A 25,836-nucleotide genomic window follows, 5' to 3' on the forward strand; every position below is an offset into this window, starting at 1 on the left:
GTCGGATCAGGCAACCTCAATCCGGCTGAAACGGCGAAGCACTGAGAATCACCCCGGTCTCCTCCACATATTTCTGCCAATGCCCGATCAAGGTGCTGAGCTTGTCCGGCTGACTCGACGCCAGATCATGAATCTCCCCCGGATCGCTGCTCAGGTCATAAAGCTGCCAGGTCGCCGGCCCCACCGGCCCGGGGATCCACACCGCTTTCCACGAGCCCTGACGAATCGCCCGCCGCCCAAACAACTCCCAGCCAGTCACGGTGTGCTCGTCATGCACCTGCGCCGTCTCGCCAGACAAAAAGCCCAGCCATGATTTACCGCGCAGCGGCGCCACCGGTTTGCCGTGCCATTGCTTGCCCGGATGGCGCACGCCGGCCAGATCGAGAATGGTCGGGGTGATGTCCATCACCGTGCCGAAGCCGTGGCTGATCTGCCCTTTGATTGGCAATTGCGGATAGTGCAGCAGCGCCGGTACGCGGATCCCGCCCTCGGTGGTAAAGGCTTTGAACAGCCGTGACGGCGCGGTCGCCACCTGCGCCCAGCTCGGTCCGTACCAGACGTAGGAATTGGCGCGGCCGATGTTGTCGAGGCTGTTGTCGTAATGCTGATTGAGGTAAGTCAGCAGTTCCGGGCCGAACTTGGGGAACGCCTCCAGCAGTGCGCCCTCGGCACCGTTATCGGACATGAACAGGATGAAGGTGTTATCGAGTTGGCCCTGCTGGCGCAGGTAATCGACCACCCGGCCGATGTTCCAGTCCATGCGCTCGACCATGGCCGCGTAGACCTCCATGGCCCGCGCGGAAATCTGTTTTTGCTCGTCGCTCAACGCAGCCCATTGCGTGTTCAGTTGAATCAGTGGATGCGGTTCGACATCCGGCTCGATCAGCCCCAGCGCCTTGAGTTTTTCCAGGCGTTCGAGGCGCAATACTTCGGGGCCGGCGTCATAACGGCCACGGTATTTTTCGACGATGTCGGCCGGTGCCTGCAACGGCCAGTGTGGTGCGGAGAATGGCAGATAAGCGAAGAATGGCCGGCTCTGATCGCGCTCCTTGAGGTATTGCAGCAGCTTGTCGCCGAAGGCGTCCGACGAGTAGAAATCCTTGGGCAGCTCATCGATAAAGGTGTCGTCTTCGATGTACAGCGCCGGGGTCGATTTCAGCAGGCCAGGGGTGTGTTCATCGTAGGTCGGCTCGAAGCCATAGTGGTTGGCCGCACCCGGCAGCAGCGAGAACGAACGCTCGAAACCGCGGGCCTGTGGCGCCAGTTCAGCGGTGAGGCCGAGGTGCCATTTGCCGCTCATCAACGTCTGATAACCGGCCTCGCGCAGCAGCTCCGGCAGGGCGACGACGCGGTCGTTGAGATAGCCCTCGTAACCGGGTTTGCCGATCAGCTCCGGGGTCAGCGCTTCGGCCATGGTGCCGATGCCGGCGATGTGGTGGTCGGTGCCGGTCAGCAGCATCGAGCGGGTTGGCGAGCAGGTCGGTGCGGTGTGGAAATCGGTCAGGCGCAGGCCGTTGTTGGCCAGGGCATCGAGGTTCGGCGTGGCGATTTCGCCACCGAAGGCACCGATGTCGGAGAAGCCGAGATCGTCGGCCAGAATCACCAGAAAATTGGGGCGTTGCGGCATCGAAAAGCTCCTCTCAGCAGGCAATGAACGACAGCGGCAGATCGCGGATCTGGACCGGCAGGCTCGGTTGGTAATGGTCGTCACTGGTCAGTTCGTGCAGCAGCTCTTCGCGCAACTGATGGAAGTCGAAACTGCTGCGCTGACGCGGGTGCGGCAAGGCGATGTCGACCACTTGCTTGATCCGTCCCGGACGCGGCTCCATCACCACCACGCGGTCGGCGAGAAAGATCGCTTCTTCGACGTCGTGGGTGACGAGGATCGTGGTGATTTTTGCCCGGTCGCGGATCGCCAGTAGCTCGTCCTGCATCTGCTGGCGGGTCAGCGCATCGAGTGCGCCGAAGGGTTCGTCGAGCAGCAGAATCCGTGGGCTGGCGACCAGCCCGCGAGCAATCGCCACGCGCTGGGCCATGCCGCCGGAGAGCTGGTGCGGATAGGCGCGGGTGAAATCGCGCAGGCCGACCAGATCGATGAAATCGTTGATGCGTTGCTGCTTTTCGGCGGCGCTCAGTGGTTCGTTGACCAGGCCCAGACCGATGTTGTCGGCCACCGTCAGCCACGGAAACAAGCGATGCTCCTGAAACACGATGCCGCGCTCGCCGCCGATGCCGCCGACGGCTTTGCCATCGACGCTGATCTGCCCGCGAAACTGCGTATCCAGACCCACCAGCAAACGCAGCAAGGTGGATTTGCCGCAACCGCTGGAGCCGACGATGGCGACGAATTCGCCCTCGGCGATGTCGAGGTTGAATTCGCGAATCGCCTCCAGTTCGAAACCGTCGACGTCGAAGGATTTGCCTACGTGGGTGAAGCTGACAATCGGTGCGTTCATGCGTGTCTCCAGCGAGTGGCGCGAATTTCCAGGCGTTGGCCGATGAGGTTGAGCAGGGCGCCGGTGAGGCCGACCAGCAGCATCCCGGCCATGATCAGATCCATGCGCAGCAGTTGTTGGGCGCCGATCATCTGGCTGCCGATGCCGCCGTTGGATGGCATGAAGTATTCGGCGCCGATGGTGCCGAGCCAGGCGTAGATCAGGCTCAGCCTGAGCCCGGCAAAAATCCCCGGCGCCGCACCCGGCAGCACCAGACGACGCAGGCGCTGGCCGAGGCTCAGGCGCAGCACCTGCGCGGCTTCGTTGAGTTGTGGCGAGAGGTTGGCGACGCTGCGTTGGGTGGCGATGAACAGCGGGAAAAACGCGGCGAGGGCGACGAACACCCACTTCGCCAATTCACCCAAACCGAACCACGCGGTGAGCAGCGGCACCCAGGCGAAAATCGCGATTTGGCGGATGGCGGCGAGGGTCGGGCCGAGTAGCCGTTCGCTGGTGCGCGACAGACCCAGCAACAGGCCGAGGGTGAAACCGAGTCCGCCGCCCAGCAGCAACCCGCCAAGGGTACGACCGAGGCTCAAGGCCATGCCGCTGATCAGCGTGCCGTCGAGCAGACCGTTCCTGGTCGTTTCCAGTACCGCCAGCGGGCTGACCAGAATGTTCGCATCGACCCACTGCTGATCGCTCGCCACTTGCCACAAGCCGATCAGGCTCAGCGGCAACAGCCACGGTTGCAGCCGTTGCCAGCCTTCATAGCGCGGGCCACGGCGGATTTCTGCGGTCGCCGGGTGCGGCCAGTGCACCAGTTTGCGGTCGAGAAAACCGATGCCGCGATCCATCGCTACACCGAGCACACCGATGACCACGATGCACACGAACACGATGTCGAGCATGAACAGTTGCCGTGCCCAGACCATCAGGTAACCGATGCCTTCACTGGAGGCCAGCAGCTCCACCGCCAGCAATGAAGTCCAGCCCGCGGCCAGGGCCAGACGCACGCCGGCCATGAACGCCGGCAGTGCGGCAGGCAGCACCAGACGCCGGATCAGCAAGTACGACGGCAGGCGCAATACGGCGGCAGCTTCGCGCAGTTTCGGTTGCGCATCACGAACGCCGACCAGGGTGTGCAGGGTCACCGGAACCACGATGGCCTTGATCAGCACCACCAGTTTCAGCACTTCGCCGATGCCGAAAAACACCATGAACAGTGGAATCCACGCCAGCGTTGGTACCTGTGCCAGACCGGCGAACGTCGGGAAGATCAGGCGTTCGAGGCGCCGACTGAAGCCCAGCGCGGCACCCAGCAACGCACCAGCTGAGATCCCTGCCAGCAAGCCCCAGAGCAGACGTTGCAGGCTGATCCACAAATGACTCCACAACTCGCCCTGGGACAGCTCGATGGCGCTGTTCCACACCAGCGATGGCGCTGGCAGGATCTGCTCGCTCATCCATTGATTGCGTGCGGCCAGCCACCACAGAGCGAACAGGCTGATCGGCAACAGCCACGGCAACAGACGTTGGTTAAGGCTCGGCCACGCCCGTCGACTTTTCAGGGGTGGCGCGGGCAGCGGCAGGCTGAGCAGGGAATCACGGGCCATGGGTGACCTCCGTTGTCGGGTTGCATGGCGAACCGCTGTGCCTGTGTGGGAGTGGGCTTGCTCACGAAGACGGAGTGTCAGGCACCGGTGATGGTGAATGACTCGGCCTCTTCGCGAGCAAGCCCGCTCCCACAAATGACTAGCGGTGTATGCAAAATCGATCTATAAAAATTCAAATTAATTCTATTGAGAGATAAGCCAGACCATTTAAGGCCTGCAGCGCGACGCGCATCCAATGCATTCGAAGAATATTTTCGATGCTGTTAATGCATACGGCGCTGCAGCCCGCGTTGTTGCTCGCTTAGCGCTAAAAGCTATAAAAATGTGCATTTATAGTATTTAAGCGAAGGTCACGCTTCGGCCTACTTTCGGCTCCTCAACGCCTGTCGTGATCTAGGAGCCGTACCCATGAACCGTCCCTTCAAACGAGTCTTCAGTCTGTTTGCCATTCCGGCACTGGCGGGCCTGCTGGCGTTTACCGCGCAGGCCGACGAGCTCAAGGAAATCAGGATCGCCGTGCCTGACCTGAGCGCCGGCACCCAGCACAGCGGCGGCGGTGTGGTGGACGTGCTGCGAGATCAGCAGATCTTCGAAAAAGCCTTCGCCGATCAGGGCATCAAGATTCAGTGGAGCTTCTTCAAGGGCGCCGGGCCGGTGATCAACGAGGCGTTTGCCAATGGTCAGGTCGATCTGGCGTATCTGGGCGACTTGGCGGCGATCATCGGCAAGTCCAATGGCCTCGACACGCGGCTACTCAGCGCCAGTGCGCGTGGGGTGAAACAATATCTGGGCGTGGTGCCGGGGTCGGGGATCAAGACCCTGCAGGATCTGAAAGGCAAGCGCGTGGCGATCTTCCGTGGCACCGCCACGCAGTTGTCGTTTGATGCGGCGCTGGCCAGTCAGGGCTTGAGCGAGAAGGATCTGAAAGTAATCAATCTCGACTTCAGCGGCGCGGTCGCGGCACTGGCGGCGAAACAGATCGACGCGTCGTGGGGCAGCTCAGGGCTGACGGCGCTGCAAGCCAAGGGGCTGGCGGAATTGCCGCTGAACACCAAGGATCTGGGTGGTGCCGGTAGTGTGCAATCGGTGCTGGTCGGCACCGGCAAGTTTGTCGACGGGCACCCGGAGGTCGTGGCCAAACTGCTCAAGGCGCAGCAGCAGGCGGTGGAGTGGCTGACCCAGGACAGCAACAAGGACGCTTATGTGCAACTGGTGTCGGGGCTGGCGAGTTATCCACCGGTGATCCTGACCCAGGATCTGGCGGATCAGAAACTCAGCGAGGTGTTCCCGTCGACGCTGGACCCGGTGTTCCTCGGCAAGTTACAGGACTCGGTGGATCTGGCGGCGCAGCAGAAGCTGATTCGCAAGCCGTTCAAGGTCAGTGATTGGGTGGCGCCTGAACTGGCGGCGGCCAAGCTCTGAATCTCCAGTGTCTGGACGGGCCTCTTCGCGAGCAAGCCCGCTCCCACAGGGATCTTCAGTGAACACAGATTTTGTATTCACAACGATCCCCTGTGGGAGCGGGCTTGCTCGCGAAGGCGTCCTCAAACCGCGACGCTGACCTCCTGTTTATCCACCGCCACCAGCGTCTCGATCATCGCTCTTGCTGCCGGCGACAAGCGAAATCCTGTGCGACTGACAATCCCGCAGCGCGCGTTCATGCTCTCCAGATTCTGCGGCAGGTTGCGCCAGTGCAGCAGCGCCAGTGACCCTTGGGCAATGTCCTCGTAAAACGCCTCTTCCGTACCGATGCCAATCGCATTGGATTGCAGCACCACTTTCACCAGCGCCGGGAAATGCTCGGTCTCGATGGTTGGCGAAAAGTCGATCCGGCCGCTGAGGTTCGCCAGCAATTTGCGAATTCCCGGCGGGATCAGCGTGGTCGCCAGTGGGTAGTCGAACATGTCGTTGGTCGAAAGGCTTTCCTTGGCCAGCAGCGGATGTCCGGGCCGGCAGAAAAACACCCCGCGCTTGGGCGTCAGGGCCTGGGTCTGGAAGTTCGGGTCGGCTTCGAAGTGGCGGATGTCGGCGATGAAGAATTCGATTTCTTCGCGGCTCAGCGCACGGCTGAGTTTTTCCCAGTTATCCACTTGAAAACAGGTGCGCACTTTCGGGTGCGCGTTGATGAATTGCGCCACCGCATCCGGCACCAGTTTCACCGCCGGGGCCGGGCCGCAGCCGAAGTGCAGTTCACCGGCATCGAGCTTGGTCATCTGCGTCACTTCCGCGCTGAGCAGCGCCGCGCCTTGCACCAGGGTCAGGGCGTGTTGCAGCACCACCTGGCCTTCGGGCGTCGGGCGCAGATCCTTGTTGCCGCGATCCACCAGCACGCAGCCGAACTCCTGCTCCAGCCCTTGAATGCTGCGGCTGAATGCCGGTTGAGTGATGCCCATCGCGTCCGCCGCACGGACAAAACTGCGGTGTTCATTGAGGGCGATGAAGTAGCGCAACTGGCGAAGATCCATATGCTTTTCCGGCATCCTAAAAATAGCTCGAAGGCATTTGCGACGAGGGTTGCTTGAGGTTTTAAATGCAAGCTCTTATTCCGTCAACGAAGCATGTGAATATCTATTAGATGTAAATGGAATATAGATAGAGCGATGTTTCGCTGCCGCCTAACCGCAAGCAGTCGATGAGGGTCTACCCATGAGCAATGCCGCACTCGCTGTAAAACCCGCTGTTCACGCGCTGGAAATCCACCCGGTGGCCGGCCGTATCGGCGCCGAGATCCGTGGCGTGCACCTGTCCGGAGAACTGGACGCCGCTACCGTCGAAGCCATTCAGCAGGCGCTGATCCAGTACAAGGTGGTGTTCTTCCGCGAGCAGACCCAGCTCGACGATCAGCGCCAGGAAGCCTTCGCCCATCTGCTCGGCGAGCCGGTGGCGCATCCGACCGTACCGGTGCGCGAGGGCACACGTTATCTGCTGGAACTGGACGGCGCCGAGGGCCAGCGCGCCAACTCCTGGCACACCGACGTGACCTTCGTCGAGGCCTACCCAAAAGCCTCGATCCTGCGCTCGGTGGTGGCCCCGGCCTTCGGTGGCGACACCTTGTGGGCCAACACCGCGACCGCCTATAACGAACTGCCGAGCGAGCTGCGTGAATTGGCCGACAAACTGGTCGCCGTGCACAGCAACGAATACGACTATGCCGGGGCCAAGCCGGACGTGTCGCCGGAGAAGCTCGAGCGCTATCGCAAGATCTTTACCTCGACCGTCTACGAGACCGAGCACCCGGTGGTGCGTGTGCACCCGATCAGCGGCGAGAAGAGCTTGTTGCTGGGGCACTTCGTCAAACGCATCAAGGGCTATTCGCAAGCCGATTCGGCGCACCTGTTCGGCCTGTTGCAGAGCCATGTGATCCGTCAGGAAAACACCGTACGCTGGCGCTGGAAGGCGGGTGATGTGGCGATCTGGGATAACCGTTCGACCCAGCATTATGCGATTGATGATTACGGCACCCAGGATCGCATCGTGCGGCGGGTGACGCTCAAGGGTGAGGTGCCGGTCGGGGCTTCGGGGCAGCGTAGTCAGACCATCAAAGGGCTTGATATCGGCGGCGTGTGATCGGGCCTCTTCGCGAGCAAGCCCGCTCCCACAGTGGAGGTGTGTTGAGCACAATGGATGTGAACAACATATGGCCCTGTGGGAGCGGGCTTGCTCGCGAAGCTTTTGATTCACCAAACGCCAATCTGCACGACTTTCTCGGTCTCTGGCTCGCCATAGCGAAACCGCTGTCCGCGCAGATCAATTTCCTGATGACTGATCGTGGTCCGCCGCTTCAACCCGCGCACCCACTCGAACAGATACCCCGCATGCTCCTCGCGCACCGCCGCGTAGGCCGGATCCTCACCCAGATCGCGCAGCTCCTGCGGATCATTCAACAGGTCAAACAACTGTGGCCGGAAGCCGTCGTACACCAGGTATTTCCAGCGCTCGCTGCGCACCATGGTCATGCGGCAACGGTCGATCGGCTGGCCAAGTCGCTCGCGTGCCGGGGCCTGGAAGGCGTAGTCGTATTCGCTGATCGCGTAGCGACGCCAGTCGGGATTTTCCCCGTGTAAAAGCGGGATCAGCGAGCGTCCTTCCAGCCGATGTTCGGCGCCCGGCAAGCCCAGCGCATGGAGAAACGTCGGCAACGCATCAATGGTTTCTGCCAGCCGCTCATCCACCGTGCCCCGAGTGATGTCCGCCGCATCGCGCGGGTCGCGCACGATCAGGGGCACGCCTACTGCCTGTTCCAGCAAAAACTCCTTCTCGCCCAGCCAGTGATCGCCGAGAAAGTCGCCGTGATCGCTGGTAAACACGATCAACGTGTCATCCCAACGTCCGTTGCTCTGCAGAAAATCGAACAGCCGCCCGAGTTGATCATCCACCTGCTTGATCAGGCCCATGTAAGTGGGGATTACATTCAATCGTACTGAGTCACGGGAGAAGTTGAGGCTTTCCTCATGCTGGCGAAACGCAGTGTATACGGGGTGTTTGCTCGCTTCGGAGGGCGTCGCGCGGACCGGTTCGAGAATCGATTTCGTACTGTACAGAGCGTGGTATGGCGCCGGTACGATGTAGGGCCAGTGCGGTTTGATGTAGGAAAGGTGTAAACACCAGGATTTCTCACCTTGCTCGGTGATGAAGTCGATGGCTCGATTTGTAGTGTAGACAGTCTCTGAGAACTGCTCGGGAATTCGCGCTGGCAAATGCGCATGACGCATCTGCCAGCCGCTGAGGATTTCGCCGTTCTCGCCTTCGGCGGCGTTGGCCCAGTCGTGCCAGGGGTTGCGCCCGTCGAAGCCCTGCTCGCGCAGGTAATGGGTGTAGGGCGCGGATTCGCGTTTGTCGTCGAACAGCGGGTCGTCGGGGAAGATCCCGTCGTGGCGGAAGTACGGCTCGAAACCGACCTCGTTGAGCACTTCGGCCTGCGCGCTGTACGGGTTGATCGCCAGACGCTGCAGGGCGTCGACATTGGCCGTGGCATGGGTCTTGCCGACCAGCGCAGTGCGAATGCCGTGCGGGCGCAGATAATCACCGATCGTCAGTTCTTCCAGCGGCAACGGCACAGCGTTCCATGCGACCTGATGGCTGCTGACGTAGCGCCCGGTGTAGGCCGACATCCGCGACGGCCCGCAAATCGTGCCCTGGGTGTAGGCGTGGTTGAAGCGCACGCCGGCGGCGGCCAGGCGATCAATGTTCGGCGTATGCAGATGCGGATGGCCGTAGCAGGACAGGTAATCGCGGCGCAGCTGATCGCACATGATGTACAGCACATTGCGCACGGAGTTTTGCGGGTTGGACATGGTGTTCACCGGTCAGAAAGACAGGCGAGGGTTTTCGCTTTCGGCGGGGGTGTTCGGCAAGTGCATTTGGGGAATGGGTTTTATGCAGTGGATGCATCGGTGCCTGGGCTGGCGCCATCGCGAGCAGGCTCACTCCTACAATTGGAATGCGATCCATTGTAGGAGTGAGCCTGCTCGCGATATCGATTTATCAGACTGCAAAATTCTCCAGCGAACACACTTCCTCATCCACAGCATCAATTGCCTTGATCTGCTCAATCATCGCCTCGGCCAACGGCGACAACCGATACCCCGCGCGACTGACAATCCCGTAGCGCGTGTACAGCTCCTCCAGATCATCCGCCAGGCCGTCGATCCGCAAACACACCAGCTCACCCTTGGCCTGATGCAGCGCATCGGAATACGCCCCGACAATGCCGATCGCATCCGAACGCAGCACCACGCTGAGCAGACTTGAGCTGTTTTCGCATTCGACATTGGGGGTGAAGTCCGGGCGGCCGCTGAGGTCGACGATGACCTTGCGCAGGTTCGGCGGACGAATGCTCACCGCCAGTGGATAGCTCATCAATTGTTCGGCCGAAACCCGTTCAAATGCCGCTAACGGATGCCCGGCACGGCAACAGAAATGCCATTTGCGCGGCCGCAAGCGATACGTCAGGTAATCCGGATCGGCTTCGAAGTGCCGGGTGTCGGCGACGAAGAACTCGAACTCCTCGCTGAGCAGGCGTTTGCTCAGGCTTTGCCAGTCATCGACCTGAAATTGCACCCGCGCTTTCGGATAGCGGCCGATGAATGCGCCGATCGCGCGCGGGATCAATCCGGCGGCCGGCGCCGGGCCGCAACCGAAGCGCAGCTCGCCGGCTTCCAGACCATTGAACTGACTGATCTCGTTGGCCATCTGCTGCGCGCCGCTGACCAGTCGCCGTGCATGTTCGAGCAGCACCTGACCCTGCTTGGTCGGCGGCAGATCCTTGCGCCCGCGATCGACCAACTGACAGCCGACGCTGTGTTCCAGCGCCTGAATGCTGCGGCTGAACGCCGACTGCGACAGGTTCACCGCCTGCGCGCCGGCGACGAAGCTGCGTTGTTCGGCGAGGGCGATGAAGTGACGAAGTTGGCGCAAGTCGATATGCATTTTTCACATAAAAAATATCCGGGAAATGCATTGGATATGCATTAGGTCGACTCCTTATAAAGGCAATCTCTTATGCAGTAAATATTTGTAAATCCATAAATAAATAACTGAAAAGAATATGCAGCGCTGAAGATGTCTGTGTGTTTTTTGACCAGGAGCCGCGCCATGAGTCCGTTGAACCTTGCGTCACCCTTAACGCCACGACGGCTCAAACGCCTGCCTCTGGCCCTGTTGCTGGCGGGGAGCGCCAGCTGGACTCACAGCTACGCCGCCGAGGCCGAAGCCCCGCCACCGGCGCCGGCCGGCAAACCGGCGGCCAACAGCTCGCAGCTGGAAACCGTGACCGTCACCACGCGCCGGCGCGAAGAAAGTTCGCAAGACGTGCCGACGCCGATGAGCGTGGTCAGCGGGCAGAATCTGGAGACGCAGCGGGTCTACCGGATTCAGGATTTGCAGCAACTGGTGCCGAGCGTCAACGTCGCCTACATGCATGCGCGTCAGTCCAGCGTGTCGATTCGCGGTCTGGGCAACAACCCGGCCAGCGACGGTCTCGAAGGCAGTGTCGGTCTGTACATCGACAACGTGTATCTGGGCCGTCCGGGGATGGCGGTGTTCGACCTGATGGACATCGAACAGCTCGAAGTCCTGCGCGGGCCGCAAGGCACGCTGTTCGGCAAGAACACCACCGCCGGGGTGATCAACATCAGCACCCGCGCGCCGACCTTCACCCCTGAGCGCAGCATCGAAACCTCGTTCGGCGAGGACGGCTACTTCCAGACCAAGGGCACGATTTCCGGGCCGCTCAACGATCAACTGGCCGGACGCTTTTCGGCCTATCGCACCCGCAGCGACGGCGACATCAAGAACGAATACAACGGCCATGACCTGAACGGTGGCTCGCGCGATGGCTTCCGTGCGCAGTTGCTGTTCAAGCCCAACGAAGACTTCAACCTGCGCTGGATCGGCGATTACAACGAAGAGGATTCCAGCGCCGGCACCCGCGTGCTGTACAACACCGGGCCGACCATCAACGGCGTCAATCTCTACCAATCGCGGGCCAATGCCGCGGGTGCGACGCTGGTCAACGGCTCGCACCGCAAGGTTAATCTGGACAACGACCAGCACGTCACCGTGCATCAGGGCGGTACGTCGGTGGAGGCCAACTGGACGTTGCCGAGCGATTTCACCCTGACCTCGATCAGCTCGTATCGCTTCTGGAATTTCACTCCGGCCAACGACGATGGTCTCAACGTCGCGGCGACTTACAACGCCGGGGTTTCGGTCGAAGACAAACAGTACTCGCAGGAATTTCGCCTGGCCTCGCCCAAGGGCGAGTTCTTCGATTACGTGGTGGGCGCGTACTACTTCGGCTCGGATCTGGACAACAAATCCTTCGCCTATTACGGCCCGCAGGCCGACATCTGGAACGGCACGCCACGCGGTGCGCTGGCCAACGTCGGCAGCGTCGGCAACGGCCACATCAAGACCGACAGCTTCGCCCTGTTCGCCCAAGGCACGTGGCACCTTACCGAACGCCTCGACTTCACCGCCGGGGTGCGCGGCACCTATGAAGAGAAGAACGCCTGGGTCACTCGCGATGCTCCGGTCGGTGGCGCCACTGTCACCGGCGCAGCGGCCACGGCACGCCGCGGACGCACTGGTGCCTATGATTCCGGCGATCTGAATCAGTACAGCTCCAGCCCGTCCGGGTTGCTCAACCTCAGCTATCGCATCACCGATGATCTGCTCGGCTATGCCACGCTGTCCCACGGCGAAAAATCCGGTGGGGTGAACCTCGCGGTGGGTTCGGCGCCAACCGCTGGCGCCGACTCGCTGCTGATCGGCACCGAGCGCGCCAACAACGCCGAACTCGGTTTCAAAAGCACCTTGTGGGACCGGCGTCTGCAACTCAACGCCAACGTTTTCTGGACTCAGGTCAACGCCTACCAGACCAACGCCTACGACGACATCAACCGCGTGCAGTACCTGACCAACGCCGGCTCGGTGCGCTCGCGCGGCGTCGAATTCGAAAGCACGGTGATCCCGTTGCGCGGCCTGACGCTGAACTTCAACGGCTCGTACAACGACGTCAGCTACCTCTCGTACAAAGATGCGCCATGCCCGCCGGAAGTCAGCCAGGCACCGGGCGCACCGGCGTCCTGCGACCTCAGCGGCCATCAAGTGGTCGGCGCCTCGAAATGGATCGGCAACGCCAACGGCGAATACAAATGGAGTCTGGCCAACGGCTTCGAACCCTACGTCACCGCCAGCTATGCGTTCCGCTCCAAAGCGGTGGGCACGGTCGAAGATTCCGACTACGGGCAGATCCCGAGCTACGCGGTGGTCAACCTGTCCACCGGTCTGCGCGGCGATTTCAATCAGGGCCAGTGGGACGTTTCGCTGTGGCTGAAAAACGCCTTCGACAAGACCTACTACACGACCCTGTGGACCGGCGGCAACGGCGCTTATGAAGGCCTGCTCGGCACGCCGCGCACCCTCGGCGTTACCGGTCGCTACGACTTCTGATCTGTCATTCAAGGAGCTGCATCATGTTGCCAGGCAAAACCGCTTTAGCGCTGTTGTTATCCGGCGCAGTCTCAAGCAGCGCGGCGTTCGCCGCCCCCAGCGTGTACCCGACCGGCGTCACCCGTTACGACCCGGACAAGGCGTTCAACCAATACGTGATTTTCAGTGGTGCCGACAAGCAGACGCACCTGATCGACATGAACGGCAACGAGGTGAAAACCTGGGCGCAGGCGGGCTTCCCATCGGTGATCATCGACCCGCAACTGGTCGGCGGCGAGCGCGGGCATGTGCTGTTGCAACTGAGTGACAAGGATCCGGGCAAGCTCGGCTCCGCCGGCAACGGCCTCGGCAATCAAAGCGTCGGCGAGCTGGACTGGAACGGCAAGGTTATCTGGCAGTGGGGCGACAAGGCGCCCGGTGGCGCCGCGCAGCAACACCATGATCAGCGGCGCCTGAGCAACGGCAACACCGTGGTGCTGGCGAACAAGGTGCATAAGGTCAAAGGCTTCAAAGTCCCTGAGGTGATCGACGATGCGATCTATGAAGTCAGCCCCGACGGGCAGGTGAAATGGCAGTGGCTGGCCTCGGAACACCTCAACGAATTCGGCTTCACCCCGGAGCAACTGAAGCTGGTGCGCGCCAGTGACAACCCGGATTACCTGCACATCAACAACCTCAGCGTGGTCGGGCCGAACAAGTGGTTCGATGCCGGGGACAAGCGCTTCAATCCAGACAACCTGTTGCTCGATTCACGCAACGCCAACTTCATCGCGATCATCGACAAACACAGCGGCAAGGTGGTCTGGCGCCTCGGCCCGAACCTGCCGCTGATCAACCCGAAAACCGCGCAGAAACTGCCGCGTCCGGTGGATCAATTTGTCGGCCAGCACGACGCGCACATCATCCCTGCCGGGTTGCCCGGCGCGGGCAACCTGCTGGTGTTCGACAACCAGGGTTCGGCGGGGTACCCGAATGTCACCCTCGGGCTGATTTCCGGCTCGCGAGTGCTGGAAATCGACCCGCAGAAAAATGAAATCGTCTGGCAGTACAGTGCGGCGAATTCGAAGCAGCCGGGGTGGGCGTTCTATAGCTCGTTCATCAGCAGCGCGCGACGTTTGCCCAACGGCAATACGCTGATCGACGAAGGCATGAACGGGCGGTTTTTCCAGGTCACGGCCAACGGCGAAAACGTCTGGGAATACGTCAGTCCTTATCTGGGTAAAGCACCGGGCAGCGACGCGATCAGCAACTGGGTCTATCGGGCGTTGCCCGTGAGTTACGACTGGGTGCCGAAGGGTACGCCGCGCTCCGAGACTGCCGTGATTGCCCCGACATCGGCAGTGCAGCAGACCAGTGCCAGTCGTTAGTTGAAAAGGAATTAATGCTCGAATGAATGGCGATAAGTTATGTGCGGTTTGAATACTGCTTATTGCAATTTCGTTGAAAAGTCGCGTGGACAATAAGTGAATGGCCAACCATCCTGAGTGTCGTGAGTTTCCAGGAGGGAACTTGCTCTCATCGGAAGACACTTATCCAACGATAAAGGAAATCACGTTATGTCGAGCATTAATGGCAATTATGTAAACGCTAACGCTGGCGCCAAACTGACGATTACCGATGGCAACGATTCCAACGGCACCTTCAGCGGCAAGTTCAGTCAGAACGGCGTGAACTACGACATCGCTTACGGGCATTACCATTTCCAGAACAGCACCGGGCAGCCTACGATCATCACCTTCGCGGCTCTGAATGACGGCACCGGTTATCAATCCTGGACGCTGTTCTCACCGGATCACAACTACTCAAAAGTTCGTGCGGTGGGTTCGCGCACCAACTTTGATGGTGATGTTGTTGGCCTGGCTGGAGAGTTTGTTAAACAGTAATTTTGTGTCACAAAAAAGCCGTCATGCTATTGCGCCTGGCGGCTTTTTTCTTACATGAAATAAGTCATTTTCATGTTGGTTGTGTTTCCTGTGGATGACAGCGTTTTCTGGCGTCTGATTCTAAGCTCGCGGTGAACTCAATCATTCGAGCAGGACGCTTGCATGCAAAACGCGCTTTATTCCAACACCCTCGATGGGCCCTCCCTGACCATTGTCGATTCCGATGACCGCACCGGGGTCTTCGCCGGCACGTTGCATCACCAAGGCATCAGCTACGGCATCGTCAATGGCCGTTACGCCAGCCTCAACGGCTACCAGCCGCCAACCGTGGTCACGCTGATTGCCAATAACCAGGATCACGGTTATTTCGCCCTGACCCTGTTCTCGCCAAGTCGCGGCACTCATGAACTGCAGGGGCACTGCGTGCGCGTTACCTATGACGGCGTGGTCAGCAGCCTGCCGGGCGACTTCGTTCGCCATGCATGAGGCGCAGCCCGCGCCAGGTTTCTCTCTCTCAAAACACCCAGCAAGGATGCTGCACATGTCCAAGATCAACGGCGTTTATCGTCATGAACCTTCAGATACAACCTTGACCCTGACCGAAGGCGATGACCGCACCGGCAGTTTCACCGGAACCCTGTCGCTGTCCGGCATCGAGTACCCGATCGCATTTGGCAATTTCCATTTCAGACATGGTTTTTCAACAGGCCCGGTTGCTATCTCTTTCAATACGCTGACGGCCGATGGCACGGCGCAAGCCTGGGTGATGTTCTCGCCCGATCAGGCCTACACACGCTTGCGGGCACTGGGCAGCGCGGCGGACATGATGGGCAACATCGGGTTGAATGGCCTGGAATTCATCCGGCAAAACCGCTGAAGAAGCGCGAAATGAGTGGGTTTCGCATGCCTTCGCCGAATAATTTTCATGCTTGAAAAGCATTGTAAATTCAGCCCTCGGCGCCAGCCCTTGCAGGCCGTGGCTTTGCGACAATCTACGAAACCTATATTCGTAAAAAAACTAAACACATCGATAAAAGTTACTTTCGGAGATAAGCGATTGCTCCAATGATTCACCCAACGACCGGTCGCCCGGGGGATGTTTGCGGCGACCTGTCGGGTACTTCGCAAAGAGACCGCAGGGAGTGAATCAATGGGCAATGTCCAGACCGCCGCCAGCGCACAGGAATTGCTGTGGCGTCAGACGCCGAGTGGCGAACTGGTCGATCTCGGCCGGCCGCATCGTGTGCCGCTGGGGCTGCTGCGTTTGCAGCGTGCGCCCAAGGGCATTCTGAGCCGCCGTGAAACCATTCTGCTCGGCGTGCTGGCGCTGTTGGTGCACGGCGCGGTGATCTATTGGATCAACCAGCATCCGACGCCGGCGTTGCCAATCGTGCCGCCGGAAATTCCGCCGATGACCATCGAGTTTTCGCGGCCGGCGCCACCCGCGCCACCAGTGGTCGAACCGCCGCCACCGGCACCGGTGGTTGAGCCACCGCCGCCGGTTGAAGACGAGTTGGCGGTGAAGCCTCCGCCACCCAAACCGATTCCCAAACCCAAGCCGAAACCGGTGGCCAAACCGGTGCCGAAACCGGCACCCAAAGCAGTCGAACAGCCTCCGGCGCCGCCCCAACCGGCCGCTCCAGTCGCCGCCCCGGCACCGCCCGCGCCACCGGCTCCCGCGCCAGTGACACCGGCCTCGGCCAACGCGGCGTACCTGAAGAACCCGGCGCCGGAATATCCGTCGCTGGCCCAGCGTCGCGGCTGGGAAGGCACGGTGTTGTTAAGGGTGCACGTGTTGGCCAATGGCAAACCGGGCGAGATCCAGATTCAGAAAAGCAGTGGTCGGCAACAGCTCGACGATGCGGCACTCAATGCCGTCAAACAGTGGAGCTTCGTGCCGGCCAAGCAGGGTGATGTCGCCCAGGACGGCTGGGTCAGCGTGCCCATCGATTTCAAGATTCATTAAACCGAAACCTATTCGCGCTAAATGTTTACACGAGGGAATACATCATGACGTTACTGGCCTCTCCACTGGAATCCATCGAAAGCGCGGTGATCTGGCTGCTGGTGGTTTTTTCCGTTGCCACCTGGGGACTGGCGCTGCTCAAGGCTGTGCAGTTCGGTCGTCTGAAGGCGCAGGATCGCAAGTTTCATAAACGCTTCTGGGCAGCGTCGAGTCTGGATTCCGCCGCCGAGTTGAGCGAAACCCAGCCTGGTGCCGCGGCCCGGGTGGCACAGGCCGGTTACGCGGCGATTCAGGTGGGTGAGGCGCCGCAGGCCAATGACCTGAGCCAGGCGATCAACCATCAGGATCGTCTCGAACGTGCCTTGCGCCAGCAGATCGTCCGCGAACGGCGTTCGCTGGAAACCGGTCTGGCGGTGGTCGCGAGTATTGGTAGTACGTCGCCGTTCATTGGTCTGTTCGGCACGGTGTGGGGAATCATGGAGGCGCTCAAAGGCATCAGCGCGGCCGGTTCGGCGAGCCTGGAAACCGTCGCCGGTCCGATCGGCGCGGCACTGGTTGCCACCGGTGTGGGGATTGCCGTCGCGGTGCCGGCGGTGCTGGTTTACAACTACTTTTTGCGGCGTCTGAAACTGACGGCGGCGGACCTGGATGACTTCGCCCACGACTTCTACAGCCTGGCGCAGAAGAGCTCGTTCCGCGTGCTGATCCATCCAACGGCGCACAAGGTCGCGGCACCGGGCAACGCGACAAAAGTGAAGGAGGCGTCCTGATATGGCCTTCTCCACGCAAGACAGCGACGAGGTACTGAGCGAGATCAACGTGACGCCGCTGGTGGACGTGATGCTGGTGCTGCTGGTGGTGTTTATCGTCACCGCGCCGCTGCTGACCAACGCGATCCCGATCAACCTGCCGAAGACCGAAGCGGTGGCGCCGGTCGAGCAAAAAGATCCGCTGGTGGTGAGCATCGACGGTGCCGGCAAACTGTTTATCAACAAGGATGAAATCCAGCCGGACTTGCTGGAATTCAACCTCAAGTCGGCCAAGGCCAAGGACCCGGAAGTGCGCGTGCAATTGCAGGCCGACGATGGGGTGAACTACGGCGAAGTGGCGCGGGCCATGGCTTCGATTGAACGGGCGGGAATTACCAAGTTGTCGGTGATCACTGCGCGGTAACCAGATTTTCGTTTTTCCGGGGCCGTCTCCTTGGCAGGGTGCGGCCCTTTTTTTATTCCGCAAAACCAGCCTCACCACCGACCGATTGTGGGAGCGGGCTTGCTCGCGAAAGCGTCAGCTGCATCGACATCAATGTTGACTGAGGCACCGCATTCGCGAGCAAGCCCGCTCCCACAGGTGTGTGTCTAATATTCTTTTCTGGTCTTAATAAATAGCTTCTTATTCCTTAACGAATATAAATCCCGTCCCTATACTCGATCAGGAACAGACACGACGCAGGAGAGCTCCCCCATGCGCAACGAATCAATCCGCTACCTGATTGTGCCGGGCTGGCAAGGATCGCCAGAAGATCATTGGCAAACCCACTGGCAGCACAGCCTGCCCAACAGCGCACGCGTGGAGCAGGCCGACTGGCTGACACCGCGCCGTGAAGACTGGGTTGCGGCGCTGGCCGAAGCGATTGCCGCCGACAGCACACCGGTGATCCTGATTGCTCACAGTCTGGGTTGCATCACCGTTGCGCATTGGGCTGCCACCGCGCCCGTGCAATACCTGCGTCAGGTGCGCGGTGCGTTGCTGGTCGCACCGGCCGATGTCGAGCGTCCGGCCTGCGCGCCGGCACTGCGCAATTTCGCCCCGATCCCGACCGACCTGCTGCCGTTCCCGAGCCAGGTGGTCAGTTCCGACAACGACGCCGCCGTCAGCGCCCCGCGCGCCCTCGAGCTGGCGCGCAACTGGGGCGCCGAAGCGGGGATTCTTGCCGGAGCCGGGCATATCAACGTCAAGTCCGGGCATCAGCGTTGGGAGCAGGGTTTCGCTTATCTGTATCGCCTGCAGAATCGCATGGAACACCACGCCCGGCGTCGCGCTTGAACCTTTTTCTTTTTTGAACGCCCCCGTCTGCCGGCGGTTCTGGGCGGGAGTCTGCCATGAGTTTCGAAACGTTCGGTCAGCCGTTGCTGACCTTTCCCGATGCGGAAAAAAGTCCCCTGAGCATTCGCGCCAAGGCGCTGGTGTTCGTCGATCCCCGCTCCCGCCAGTTGCGCGAGGAGCTGGAGCACCTGGCGCCGCGAGCCATTTCGGTGTTGATTCGTGGCGAGACCGGCACCGGTAAAGAGCTGCTCGCGCGCCATATCCATCGTGCCAGTGATCGCAGCGGCCTGTTCGTCTCGGTCAATTGCGGCGCGATCAGTCCTACTTACGCCGATGCCGAGCTGTTCGGTTATGCCGCCGGCAGTTACACCGGTTCGGCGAGCAGTCGCGCCGGTTGGTTCGGTTCGGCCAACGGCGGCACTTTGTATCTGGACGAGATTGGCGACTTGCCGCTGCCGATCCAGATCAAACTGCTCGCCGCCTTGGAAAACCACGAAGTCACCCGCGTCGGCGCACATCAGCCAAGCCCGGTGGATGTGCGACTGGTGGCGGCAACCAGCATCGATCTGGCACAGGCGGTGGACGCGGGGAAATTTCACGAACGGCTCTACCACTACCTCAGCGAAGGTCAGCTGGAATTGCCGGCCCTGCGCGAGCGAATCGGCGACATCCTGTCGCTGGCGGAATATTTCCTCGGCATCTACAGCCAGCGCCTTGATCTGCCGGTGCCGTTGATCAGCGAAGCGGCGCAGCACCTGCTGGAGCGCCACAGTTGGCCGGGCAACACCCGTGAGCTGGAAAACGTCATTCACTTTGCGCTGCTGGTCAGTACCGGCGATGAAATCCTGCCGGAGCACCTGAATCTGCCCGAAGTGTCTGAGCCGCAGCTTCAGATCGAACGACTGGTGGCACAAATCAACATCGGCGGCAGCGTCGACGAACGTAAGGCTTTGAAAGATCTGCTGATTGGTTTGAGCCAGCAGATGTAGCCGTCAGGTTATGTATGAACGAAATGGAATATCAAAGTGAATAAACGTTATTGTCAGGGAATAAAAAATCCCGGTATTGTCCGCTTCACGCCAGAGATAGCACTTCACTGGCACTCGTATTAATAGCCGTCGCCATTCGCGACCGTGATTCTCGATAAGGACACTGCATGAAAAAGGTTCTGTTGTTTACCGCATTGGCGGCTGCTCTGACTGCTTCCCTGGCCCAGGCCGGCGAGAAACTGGTGGTGGCGGCGACTCCGGTGCCGCACGCGGAAATTCTCGAGCTGATCAAACCGACCCTGGCCAAAGAAGGCGTGGATCTGGAAATCAAGGTCTTCACCGACTACGTGCAGCCGAACGTGCAGGTTGGCGAGAAGCGTCTGGATGCCAACTACTTCCAGACCAAGCCTTACCTGGACAGCTTCAACGCCGGCAAATACAAGGACGACAAGTCCAAGTACCTGGTGACCGTGCAAGGCGTCCACGTTGAACCGTTCGGTGGCTACTCGAGCAAGTACAAAACCCTGGCTGAACTGCCGGACGGCGCAACCATCGCCATCCCGAACGAAGGCAGCAACAGCGGCCGTGCCCTGATCCTGCTGCAGAAGGCTGGCCTGATCGAACTGAAAGATCCGAAAAACGCGCTGGCGACCCCGAAAGACATCGCCAAGAACCCGCACAACTTCAAGTTCAAGGAACTGGAGTCGGCCCTGTTGCCACGTGTGCTGAAGGAAGTTGATCTGGACATGATCAACACCAACTACGCGCTGGAAGCCAAGCTGAACCCGACCAAGGATGCGCTGGTGATCGAAGGCGCTGACTCGCCTTACGTGAATTTCCTGGTGGCCCGTGAGGACAACAAGAACAGCGACGCGATCCAGAAACTGGCCAAAGCCCTGACCAGCCCGGAAGTCAAAGCGTTCATCGAGAAGAAGTACAACGGCGCGGTGCTGCCGGCGTTCTGATCCGAGGCTTGATACACCCCTTCAAGGTATGAAAACGCCGATGGCCAGTGATGGGCATCGGCGTTTTTGTGGGTGCTCGATTTATGGGATCGACATTCCTGTGGCGAGGGAGCTTGCTCCCGCTGGAGGCCGAAGGACTCCCAATGGCGTGCCCGGTTTGCGACTGCTGCGCAGCCGAGCGGGAGCAAGCTCCCTCGCCACAAAATATCAAAAGCCAGATCGGGTTCAGGCCACTTGAGTCTTCAGCGCCCGGCGCAACGCCACGAGCAATTTCACGATGTCCTGCGGATCCAGTCGCTGCGGCACTTTTACGTCCATGTTTTCTTCCTTGTAATGGTTTGGCCGGGGGAGTCTGGCCAAAAGCTGTTCGTCCTTGGAGGGCTTTCATGCAAAAAAGATCCTTCCTACAGCGCAAGGGAAAATAGCCTTCTTATTCCTTCCCGGCAAACCCACAGGATAGTTTTTTGCGTGATATCAATATGCTTTAACGGTATTTAAATTCTTGTTTTTATACCTATAAAGTCAGCGCCTGCCGGACAGTTACCCGCTGTCCATGGACTGCATGACCGTCGCTTACCGAGCGACGTCCAGGATGCTTCATGACTTTCGATTACGCATTTATCCTCAGTACCCTGCCGGCCTTTCTCAAGGCCGTGGGCGTGACGCTGCAAGTCGGTTTCATCGCCATCGGCACGTCGCTGCTGGTGGCGCTGCTCAACGCGACGATCCTGGTGTTCCGCACACCGTACCTGCAAAAACTGGTGGGCCTGTATGTGGAACTGGCGCGCAACACGCCGCTGCTGATTCAACTGTTCTTCGTCTACTTCGCCTTGCCGGCCATCGGCATCCAGGTTTCCGGATTTACTGCGGCAATCATCACCATGACTTTTCTCGGCGGCGCCTACCTCACCGAGGTGCTGCGCGCCGGCGTCGATGCGGTACCGCAGGCGCAACTGGAATCGGGTCGCTCAATCGGCCTGTCCCACGGCCAGTTGCTACGCTACGTGATCCTGCCGCAGGCGGGGATTCTCAGCCTGCCGTCGCTGTTCGCCAATTTCATTTTCCTGCTCAAGGAAACCACCGTGGTCTCGGCGGTGGCGGTACCGGAAATCCTCTACACCACCAAGAGCTACATCGCGCTCTACTACAAAACCTACGAAATGCTCGCCGTGCTGACGCTGATCTGCGTGCTGCTGTTCTTGCCGCTGTCGCTGCTGCTCAGCCGTCTGGAAAGGAGGCTCCAGCATGGCCAGTTCGGGTCTTGAACTGCTCTGGGTGTCGTTGCCGCAACTGGCAAAAGGCGCCGGGCAAACTCTGTCGATCTCGTTTCTGAGCATCGCCATCAGCACTGTCGGCGGCGTGCTCTACGGCGTGTTGCGCACGCTCAACGTGACATGGCTGAACGCGATTTTGCGCGTGTATCTGGAACTGTTCCGGGCGATCCCGGTGCTGGTCTGGTTGTACCTGCTGTTTTTCGGCCTGCCGATTTTCTTCGGCCTGAGCCTGCCGAGCTTCTGGTGCGCGGTGCTGGTGCTGTCGCTGTGGGGCGCCAGCGAGGTCGGCGAAGTGGCGCGCGGTGCGTTGCATTCTTTGCCGCGCGGGCAGCGTGAAGCAGGGCTGTCGATCGGCCTGAACGCAGCGCAACTGTACGGCTACGTGCTGCTGCCGCAGGCGCTGAAACGCATGACGCCGCCGACCATCAACGTCTACACGCGAATCATCAAGACCAGCTCGCTGGCGGTGCTGATTGGCGTGGTCGATGTGATCAAGGTCGGCCAGCAGATCATCGAGCGCACCTACGAATCGGTGCTGATCTACGGCGCGCTGTTTCTGTTTTTCTTTTTCATCTGCTACCCGCTCTCGGCCGCCTCGCGCGTGTTGGAGAGGCGCTGGACGCAAGCATGAGCGCATTGATCGAGTTTCAGGGTTTCAACAAATTCTATGGCGAGCAGCAGGTGCTCAAGGGCATCGACCTGCAAGTGCGCAGCGGCGAAGTGATCGTCATCCTCGGCCCCAGCGGTTGTGGCAAAAGCACGTTGCTGCGTTGCCTCAACGGGCTGGAAAGCGCACACAGCGGCAGCCTGAAATTTGCCGGGCGCGAGCTGCTGGACAAGGTCACCGACTGGCGCGACGTGCGCCAGCAGATCGGCATGGTGTTCCAGAGTTATCACCTGTTCCCGCACATGAGCGTGCTCGACAATTTGCTGCTCGGCCCGCTCAAGGTGCAAAAGCGTCAGCGCCGTGAAGCACAGCAGCAGGCCGAAGCCTTGCTCGAGCGGGTGGGCCTGGCGGACAAGCGCGATGCGTTTCCACGTCAGCTCTCTGGCGGTCAGCAGCAACGCATCGCCATCGTCCGCTCGTTGTGCATGAACCCACGGGTCATGCTCTTTGATGAAGTCACCGCTGCCCTTGATCCGGAGATGGTCAAGGAAGTGCTGCAAGTGATTCAGGGCCTGGCCCGCGAGGGCATGACCCTGCTGATCGTCACCCACGAAATGGCCTTCGCCCGCGCGGTGGCCGACCGCATCGTGTTCATGGATGCCGGACGCATCCTTGAGCAGAACCCGCCCGAGATTTTCTTTACGAACCCGCAAACCGCACGCGCGCAGCAGTTTCTGGAGAAGTTCTCCTTCGTTGCAACACTGCCTCAAACGAATCCGACAAAGGAACTGGAACTGTTATGAAAACTGCCGCTTTATTACTGCCTCTGCTCAGCCTTGCCTTGCTTGCCGGTTGCAGCAGAACCGAAGAACCGCCGAAGCCGAAAGTCGCCAGCGAAAGCGCTGCGCCGGCCAGCTACCTGGACAAGATCAAGGCCCGCGACAAACTGATCGTCGGTGTATTCACCGACAAGCCGCCGTTCGGTTTCGTTGATGAGGCCGGGCGCTACGTCGGCTTCGACACCGACATCGGCCGGCGCTTCGCCAAGGATCTGCTGGGCGATGAAAACAAGGTCGAGTTCGTGGCCGTAGAGCCGGCGAGCCGCATTCCGTTCCTGCAGAGCGACAAGGTCGACCTGATCCTCGCCAACATGACCGTGACCCCGGAGCGCAAGGAAGCGGTGGAATTTACCAACCCGAACCTCAAGGTCGCGGTGCAGGCGCTGGTGCCGCAAAGCAGCACGGTAAAAAAGCTGGATGACCTGGCCACTCGCACCACCATCGTTACCACCGGTACCACCGCCGACATCTGGCTGACCAAGAATCATCCGGACTGGAAACTGCTGAAGTTCGAGAAAAACTCCGAGTCGCTGCAAGCCCTGGCCAACGGTCGCGGCGATGCCTACGCGCAGGACAACCTGGTGCTGTTCAGCTGGGCCAAGCAGAACCCGGGTTACCGCGTGCTGGACGAAAAACTCGGCGCCGAAGCACCGATTGCTCCGGCGGTGAAGAAGGGCAACGTCGAGCTGCGTGACTGGGTGAATACCGAGCTGGCCAAGTTGGGTGAAGAGAAATACCTGCTCAAGCTGTACGACCAATATGTGCGTAAAGAACTGAGCGATGACACCCAGCCTGAGAGTGTGATTGTCGAGGGTGGCAAGTGGCAGGGGTGATTGGCCGTTAAATCTGCGCTGACCTGAAGGTCCTCTTCGCGAGCAAGCCCGCTCCCACAGTTGAATGCGTAGCCCTGTGGGAGCGGGCTTGCTCGCGAAAGCGGTGGTTCAGGCACCGCTCAATCCGGCCAGTTCCACGCCGGCTCATCCAGCACCCGCTGCCCGACAATTCCGGTCTGGCCCAGCGTTTTTTCGAGCACGATGCAGTTGCATTCGGGATCTTCCTGCAACGCCGAAATCAACCGTCGCGCATGGGACACCACCCACACCTGACACGCCTGCGATGCGCGAATGATCAAGCGCGCCAGCGCCGGCAACAGATCCGGGTGCAGACTGGTTTCCGGTTCGTTGAGCACCATCAATGACGGCGGGCGTGGCGTCAGCAGCGCGGCGATCAGCAACAGATAACGCAGCGTGCCGTCCGACAGCTCCGCCGCCGACAATGGCCGCAGCAACCCCTCCTGATAAAACTCGATGGCAAAACGTCCGCCGGCCAGCGGTGCGATGTTCAGCCGTGCGCCGGGAAACGCGTCGCTGATCGCCGCCTGCAACGCCTCGGGGTCGCCGATTTCATTGATGGTCTGCAGGGCTGCTGCGAGGTCGCGGCCGTCGTGGTGCAGCACCGGCGTACGCGTACCCAGTTGCGGTTGGCGCACCGGGGCGTCGGCGTCGCTGCGAAAGTGATCGTAGAAGCGCCAGCGGCGAATGAACTCGCGCATCTGGAACACTTCCGGCGAACTGCGCAGACTGCCGATCTGATCGAACAGGCTGTCGAAATTCGGTGTGTGCTGCGCCAGCACGTCCCAGCTGCGCCCTTCGCGGGCGCGAATCATCGGGCCGTTGCGATCCACCAGCAGGCTGGCCGGGCGATAGAGCGGCCCGGCCCAGATGCATTCGCGCTTGATCTGCGGATCGAGGCTGAAGCGCGAGGGGCTGGGATGACTATCCCCCGGCAGCATGAAATGTCCGTTGGAATCGGGCAATCCGAGGCTGATCGAATAGCTGAAATCCTCGCCGGCAAACCCCAGGCGCAGCCGTTTGACGCCCTGACGCACCGTCGGCTCGATCGCCACTTCGCCGTTGCGCATGCGCCGGCTGATGGTTTCCGGGCCGGCCCAGAACGTCGAATCCAGCCCGCCCTCGCGGGCCAGCGCATTGACCACGCCACCCTGGGCGGTCTCCGCCAACAGGCGCAGGGCGCGATAGAGATTGGACTTGCCGCTGCCGTTGGGGCCGGTGATCAGGTTCAGCCGGCCCAGCGGAATCACCAGTTTGTTGATCGAGCGGTAATTGGCCACCGCGAGGGTCTTGAGCATGGGCGTTTCCTTTGCCGGAGCTGATAGTGTGCCGTGCCTGTACCCCTGTGGCGAGGGAGCTTGCTCCCGCTGGGCTGCGAAGCTGCCCCAACCTCCGATTCGACAGGTTTTG

Annotated in this window: 24 protein-coding genes; 17 read left to right on the forward strand and 7 right to left on the reverse strand. The window is 60.5% G+C overall.

Translation table 11 applies throughout. The features are described from left to right. Window positions 1-16: 16 nt before the first annotated feature. From AC1RBR_RS26305 to AC1RBR_RS26315, 3 genes are read right to left on the reverse strand one after another with little or no spacing between them, the layout of a single operon-like run. A complete protein-coding gene (locus AC1RBR_RS26305; protein WP_492567275.1) occupies window positions 17-1,627 on the reverse strand; it encodes an arylsulfatase in 1,611 nt (536 codons plus the stop codon). Between the two features lie 13 nt (window positions 1,628-1,640). Further along, window positions 1,641-2,456, reverse strand: coding sequence for an ABC transporter ATP-binding protein (locus AC1RBR_RS26310; protein ID WP_492567276.1), 816 nt, complete (start codon window positions 2,454-2,456; stop codon window positions 1,641-1,643). Beyond that, a complete protein-coding gene (locus AC1RBR_RS26315; protein ID WP_492567277.1) occupies window positions 2,453-4,051 on the reverse strand; it encodes an ABC transporter permease in 1,599 nt (532 codons plus the stop codon). Before AC1RBR_RS26315 ends, AC1RBR_RS26310 begins: the two co-directional genes overlap by 4 nt. A 408-nt stretch (window positions 4,052-4,459) precedes the next feature. On the opposite strand from AC1RBR_RS26315, the gene AC1RBR_RS26320 reads away from it, so the two are divergent. Continuing rightward, window positions 4,460-5,473 (forward strand): ABC transporter substrate-binding protein, encoded by a 1,014-nt coding sequence (locus AC1RBR_RS26320; RefSeq protein WP_492567278.1) that lies wholly within the window; start codon window positions 4,460-4,462, stop codon window positions 5,471-5,473. A gap of 122 nt (window positions 5,474-5,595) precedes the next feature. Here AC1RBR_RS26320 and AC1RBR_RS26325 read toward each other — a convergent pair whose 3' ends face one another. Next, complete coding sequence (locus AC1RBR_RS26325) at window positions 5,596-6,516, reverse strand: LysR family transcriptional regulator (protein WP_045122247.1); 921 nt, start codon at window positions 6,514-6,516, stop codon at window positions 5,596-5,598. Between the two features lie 181 nt (window positions 6,517-6,697). Between AC1RBR_RS26325 and AC1RBR_RS26330 the strand changes: the two genes are divergently transcribed. Then, the gene (locus tag AC1RBR_RS26330; RefSeq protein ID WP_492567279.1) at window positions 6,698-7,618 is read left to right on the forward strand and encodes a TauD/TfdA dioxygenase family protein; all 921 of its coding nucleotides are present in this window, start codon (window positions 6,698-6,700) and stop codon (window positions 7,616-7,618) included. Between the two features lie 110 nt (window positions 7,619-7,728). Here AC1RBR_RS26330 and AC1RBR_RS26335 read toward each other — a convergent pair whose 3' ends face one another. Further along, complete coding sequence (locus AC1RBR_RS26335; RefSeq protein WP_492567280.1) at window positions 7,729-9,345, reverse strand: alkaline phosphatase family protein; 1,617 nt, start codon at window positions 9,343-9,345, stop codon at window positions 7,729-7,731. Window positions 9,346-9,535: 190 nt separating this feature from the next. After that, window positions 9,536-10,480, reverse strand: coding sequence for a LysR family transcriptional regulator (locus tag AC1RBR_RS26340; protein ID WP_027611164.1), 945 nt, complete (start codon window positions 10,478-10,480; stop codon window positions 9,536-9,538). 165 nt (window positions 10,481-10,645) lie between these two features. Between AC1RBR_RS26340 and AC1RBR_RS26345 the strand changes: the two genes are divergently transcribed. The 15 genes from AC1RBR_RS26345 to AC1RBR_RS26415 all read left to right on the forward strand — a co-directional run bounded on the left by AC1RBR_RS26345 (window position 10,646) and on the right by AC1RBR_RS26415 (window position 24,408). Continuing rightward, a complete protein-coding gene (locus tag AC1RBR_RS26345) occupies window positions 10,646-13,006 on the forward strand; it encodes a TonB-dependent receptor (RefSeq protein ID WP_492567281.1) in 2,361 nt (786 codons plus the stop codon). A 23-nt stretch (window positions 13,007-13,029) separates the two neighbouring features. Continuing rightward, window positions 13,030-14,373: an aryl-sulfate sulfotransferase gene (locus tag AC1RBR_RS26350; protein ID WP_492567282.1), complete on the forward strand. Its 1,344-nt coding sequence runs from the start codon at window positions 13,030-13,032 to the stop codon at window positions 14,371-14,373. 189 nt (window positions 14,374-14,562) lie between these two features. After that, window positions 14,563-14,889 carry a hypothetical protein gene (locus tag AC1RBR_RS26355; protein ID WP_007952780.1) on the forward strand — a complete coding sequence of 109 codons (327 nt, stop codon included), beginning with the start codon at window positions 14,563-14,565 and terminating at the stop codon, window positions 14,887-14,889. Window positions 14,890-15,051: 162 nt separating this feature from the next. After that, window positions 15,052-15,375 carry a hypothetical protein gene (locus AC1RBR_RS26360; RefSeq protein WP_095137876.1) on the forward strand — a complete coding sequence of 108 codons (324 nt, stop codon included), beginning with the start codon at window positions 15,052-15,054 and terminating at the stop codon, window positions 15,373-15,375. Between the two features lie 55 nt (window positions 15,376-15,430). Then, window positions 15,431-15,766: a hypothetical protein gene (locus AC1RBR_RS26365; RefSeq protein ID WP_097086847.1), complete on the forward strand. Its 336-nt coding sequence runs from the start codon at window positions 15,431-15,433 to the stop codon at window positions 15,764-15,766. A 273-nt stretch (window positions 15,767-16,039) separates the two neighbouring features. After that, entirely contained in the window at window positions 16,040-16,855 is an 816-nt protein-coding gene (locus AC1RBR_RS26370) for an energy transducer TonB (protein ID WP_492567283.1), read from the forward strand. Between the two features lie 44 nt (window positions 16,856-16,899). After that, window positions 16,900-17,625, forward strand: coding sequence for a MotA/TolQ/ExbB proton channel family protein (locus tag AC1RBR_RS26375; RefSeq protein ID WP_027611170.1), 726 nt, complete (start codon window positions 16,900-16,902; stop codon window positions 17,623-17,625). Window position 17,626: 1 nt separating this feature from the next. Then, entirely contained in the window at window positions 17,627-18,028 is a 402-nt protein-coding gene (locus AC1RBR_RS26380; protein WP_003220570.1) for an ExbD/TolR family protein, read from the forward strand. A gap of 291 nt (window positions 18,029-18,319) precedes the next feature. Continuing rightward, window positions 18,320-18,901 carry an alpha/beta hydrolase gene (locus AC1RBR_RS26385; protein WP_095137880.1) on the forward strand — a complete coding sequence of 194 codons (582 nt, stop codon included), beginning with the start codon at window positions 18,320-18,322 and terminating at the stop codon, window positions 18,899-18,901. Between the two features lie 56 nt (window positions 18,902-18,957). Next, a complete protein-coding gene (locus AC1RBR_RS26390) occupies window positions 18,958-19,890 on the forward strand; it encodes a sigma 54-interacting transcriptional regulator (RefSeq protein WP_492567284.1) in 933 nt (310 codons plus the stop codon). 167 nt (window positions 19,891-20,057) lie between these two features. Further along, on the forward strand, window positions 20,058-20,855 hold the full coding sequence (locus tag AC1RBR_RS26395) for a MetQ/NlpA family ABC transporter substrate-binding protein (protein ID WP_095137882.1): 798 nt from the start codon (window positions 20,058-20,060) through the stop codon (window positions 20,853-20,855). Window positions 20,856-21,454: 599 nt separating this feature from the next. Then, entirely contained in the window at window positions 21,455-22,120 is a 666-nt protein-coding gene (locus AC1RBR_RS26400) for an amino acid ABC transporter permease (RefSeq protein WP_027611173.1), read from the forward strand. Further along, a complete protein-coding gene (locus AC1RBR_RS26405; protein WP_047290785.1) occupies window positions 22,101-22,760 on the forward strand; it encodes an amino acid ABC transporter permease in 660 nt (219 codons plus the stop codon). The genes AC1RBR_RS26400 and AC1RBR_RS26405 overlap by 20 nt, the downstream gene beginning before the upstream one ends. After that, window positions 22,757-23,539, forward strand: a complete 783-nt coding sequence (locus AC1RBR_RS26410) for an amino acid ABC transporter ATP-binding protein (protein ID WP_492567285.1) — start codon at window positions 22,757-22,759, stop codon at window positions 23,537-23,539. Before AC1RBR_RS26405 ends, AC1RBR_RS26410 begins: the two co-directional genes overlap by 4 nt. After that, entirely contained in the window at window positions 23,536-24,408 is an 873-nt protein-coding gene (locus AC1RBR_RS26415) for a transporter substrate-binding domain-containing protein (protein ID WP_492567286.1), read from the forward strand. The genes AC1RBR_RS26410 and AC1RBR_RS26415 overlap by 4 nt, the downstream gene beginning before the upstream one ends. A 119-nt stretch (window positions 24,409-24,527) precedes the next feature. Here the strand turns inward: AC1RBR_RS26415 and AC1RBR_RS26420 are convergent, their stop codons facing one another. Further along, window positions 24,528-25,724, reverse strand: a complete 1,197-nt coding sequence (locus tag AC1RBR_RS26420; protein WP_492567287.1) for an AAA family ATPase — start codon at window positions 25,722-25,724, stop codon at window positions 24,528-24,530. Window positions 25,725-25,836 lie beyond the last annotated feature (112 nt).

The organism is Pseudomonas sp. GW823-FHT01D03 (genome assembly GCF_058798255.1).

What these genes read in the sequence shown, in the direction of transcription:
- AC1RBR_RS26305 (WP_492567275.1), bottom strand. Translation starts at nt 1,627, where the DNA reads ATGCCGCAACGCCCCAATTTTCTGGTGATTCTGGCCGACGATCTCGGC.
- AC1RBR_RS26310 (WP_492567276.1), bottom strand. Translation starts at nt 2,456, where the DNA reads ATGAACGCACCGATTGTCAGCTTCACCCACGTAGGCAAATCCTTCGAC.
- AC1RBR_RS26315 (WP_492567277.1), bottom strand. Translation starts at nt 4,051, where the DNA reads ATGGCCCGTGATTCCCTGCTCAGCCTGCCGCTGCCCGCGCCACCCCTG.
- AC1RBR_RS26320 (WP_492567278.1), top strand. Translation starts at nt 4,460, where the DNA reads ATGAACCGTCCCTTCAAACGAGTCTTCAGTCTGTTTGCCATTCCGGCA.
- AC1RBR_RS26325 (WP_045122247.1), bottom strand. Translation starts at nt 6,516, where the DNA reads ATGGATCTTCGCCAGTTGCGCTACTTCATCGCCCTCAATGAACACCGC.
- AC1RBR_RS26330 (WP_492567279.1), top strand. Translation starts at nt 6,698, where the DNA reads ATGAGCAATGCCGCACTCGCTGTAAAACCCGCTGTTCACGCGCTGGAA.
- AC1RBR_RS26335 (WP_492567280.1), bottom strand. Translation starts at nt 9,345, where the DNA reads ATGTCCAACCCGCAAAACTCCGTGCGCAATGTGCTGTACATCATGTGC.
- AC1RBR_RS26340 (WP_027611164.1), bottom strand. Translation starts at nt 10,480, where the DNA reads ATGCATATCGACTTGCGCCAACTTCGTCACTTCATCGCCCTCGCCGAA.
- AC1RBR_RS26345 (WP_492567281.1), top strand. Translation starts at nt 10,646, where the DNA reads ATGAGTCCGTTGAACCTTGCGTCACCCTTAACGCCACGACGGCTCAAA.
- AC1RBR_RS26350 (WP_492567282.1), top strand. Translation starts at nt 13,030, where the DNA reads ATGTTGCCAGGCAAAACCGCTTTAGCGCTGTTGTTATCCGGCGCAGTC.
- AC1RBR_RS26355 (WP_007952780.1), top strand. Translation starts at nt 14,563, where the DNA reads ATGTCGAGCATTAATGGCAATTATGTAAACGCTAACGCTGGCGCCAAA.
- AC1RBR_RS26360 (WP_095137876.1), top strand. Translation starts at nt 15,052, where the DNA reads ATGCAAAACGCGCTTTATTCCAACACCCTCGATGGGCCCTCCCTGACC.
- AC1RBR_RS26365 (WP_097086847.1), top strand. Translation starts at nt 15,431, where the DNA reads ATGTCCAAGATCAACGGCGTTTATCGTCATGAACCTTCAGATACAACC.
- AC1RBR_RS26370 (WP_492567283.1), top strand. Translation starts at nt 16,040, where the DNA reads ATGGGCAATGTCCAGACCGCCGCCAGCGCACAGGAATTGCTGTGGCGT.
- AC1RBR_RS26375 (WP_027611170.1), top strand. Translation starts at nt 16,900, where the DNA reads ATGACGTTACTGGCCTCTCCACTGGAATCCATCGAAAGCGCGGTGATC.
- AC1RBR_RS26380 (WP_003220570.1), top strand. Translation starts at nt 17,627, where the DNA reads ATGGCCTTCTCCACGCAAGACAGCGACGAGGTACTGAGCGAGATCAAC.
- AC1RBR_RS26385 (WP_095137880.1), top strand. Translation starts at nt 18,320, where the DNA reads ATGCGCAACGAATCAATCCGCTACCTGATTGTGCCGGGCTGGCAAGGA.
- AC1RBR_RS26390 (WP_492567284.1), top strand. Translation starts at nt 18,958, where the DNA reads ATGAGTTTCGAAACGTTCGGTCAGCCGTTGCTGACCTTTCCCGATGCG.
- AC1RBR_RS26395 (WP_095137882.1), top strand. Translation starts at nt 20,058, where the DNA reads ATGAAAAAGGTTCTGTTGTTTACCGCATTGGCGGCTGCTCTGACTGCT.
- AC1RBR_RS26400 (WP_027611173.1), top strand. Translation starts at nt 21,455, where the DNA reads ATGACTTTCGATTACGCATTTATCCTCAGTACCCTGCCGGCCTTTCTC.
- AC1RBR_RS26405 (WP_047290785.1), top strand. Translation starts at nt 22,101, where the DNA reads ATGGCCAGTTCGGGTCTTGAACTGCTCTGGGTGTCGTTGCCGCAACTG.
- AC1RBR_RS26410 (WP_492567285.1), top strand. Translation starts at nt 22,757, where the DNA reads ATGAGCGCATTGATCGAGTTTCAGGGTTTCAACAAATTCTATGGCGAG.
- AC1RBR_RS26415 (WP_492567286.1), top strand. Translation starts at nt 23,536, where the DNA reads ATGAAAACTGCCGCTTTATTACTGCCTCTGCTCAGCCTTGCCTTGCTT.
- AC1RBR_RS26420 (WP_492567287.1), bottom strand. Translation starts at nt 25,724, where the DNA reads ATGCTCAAGACCCTCGCGGTGGCCAATTACCGCTCGATCAACAAACTG.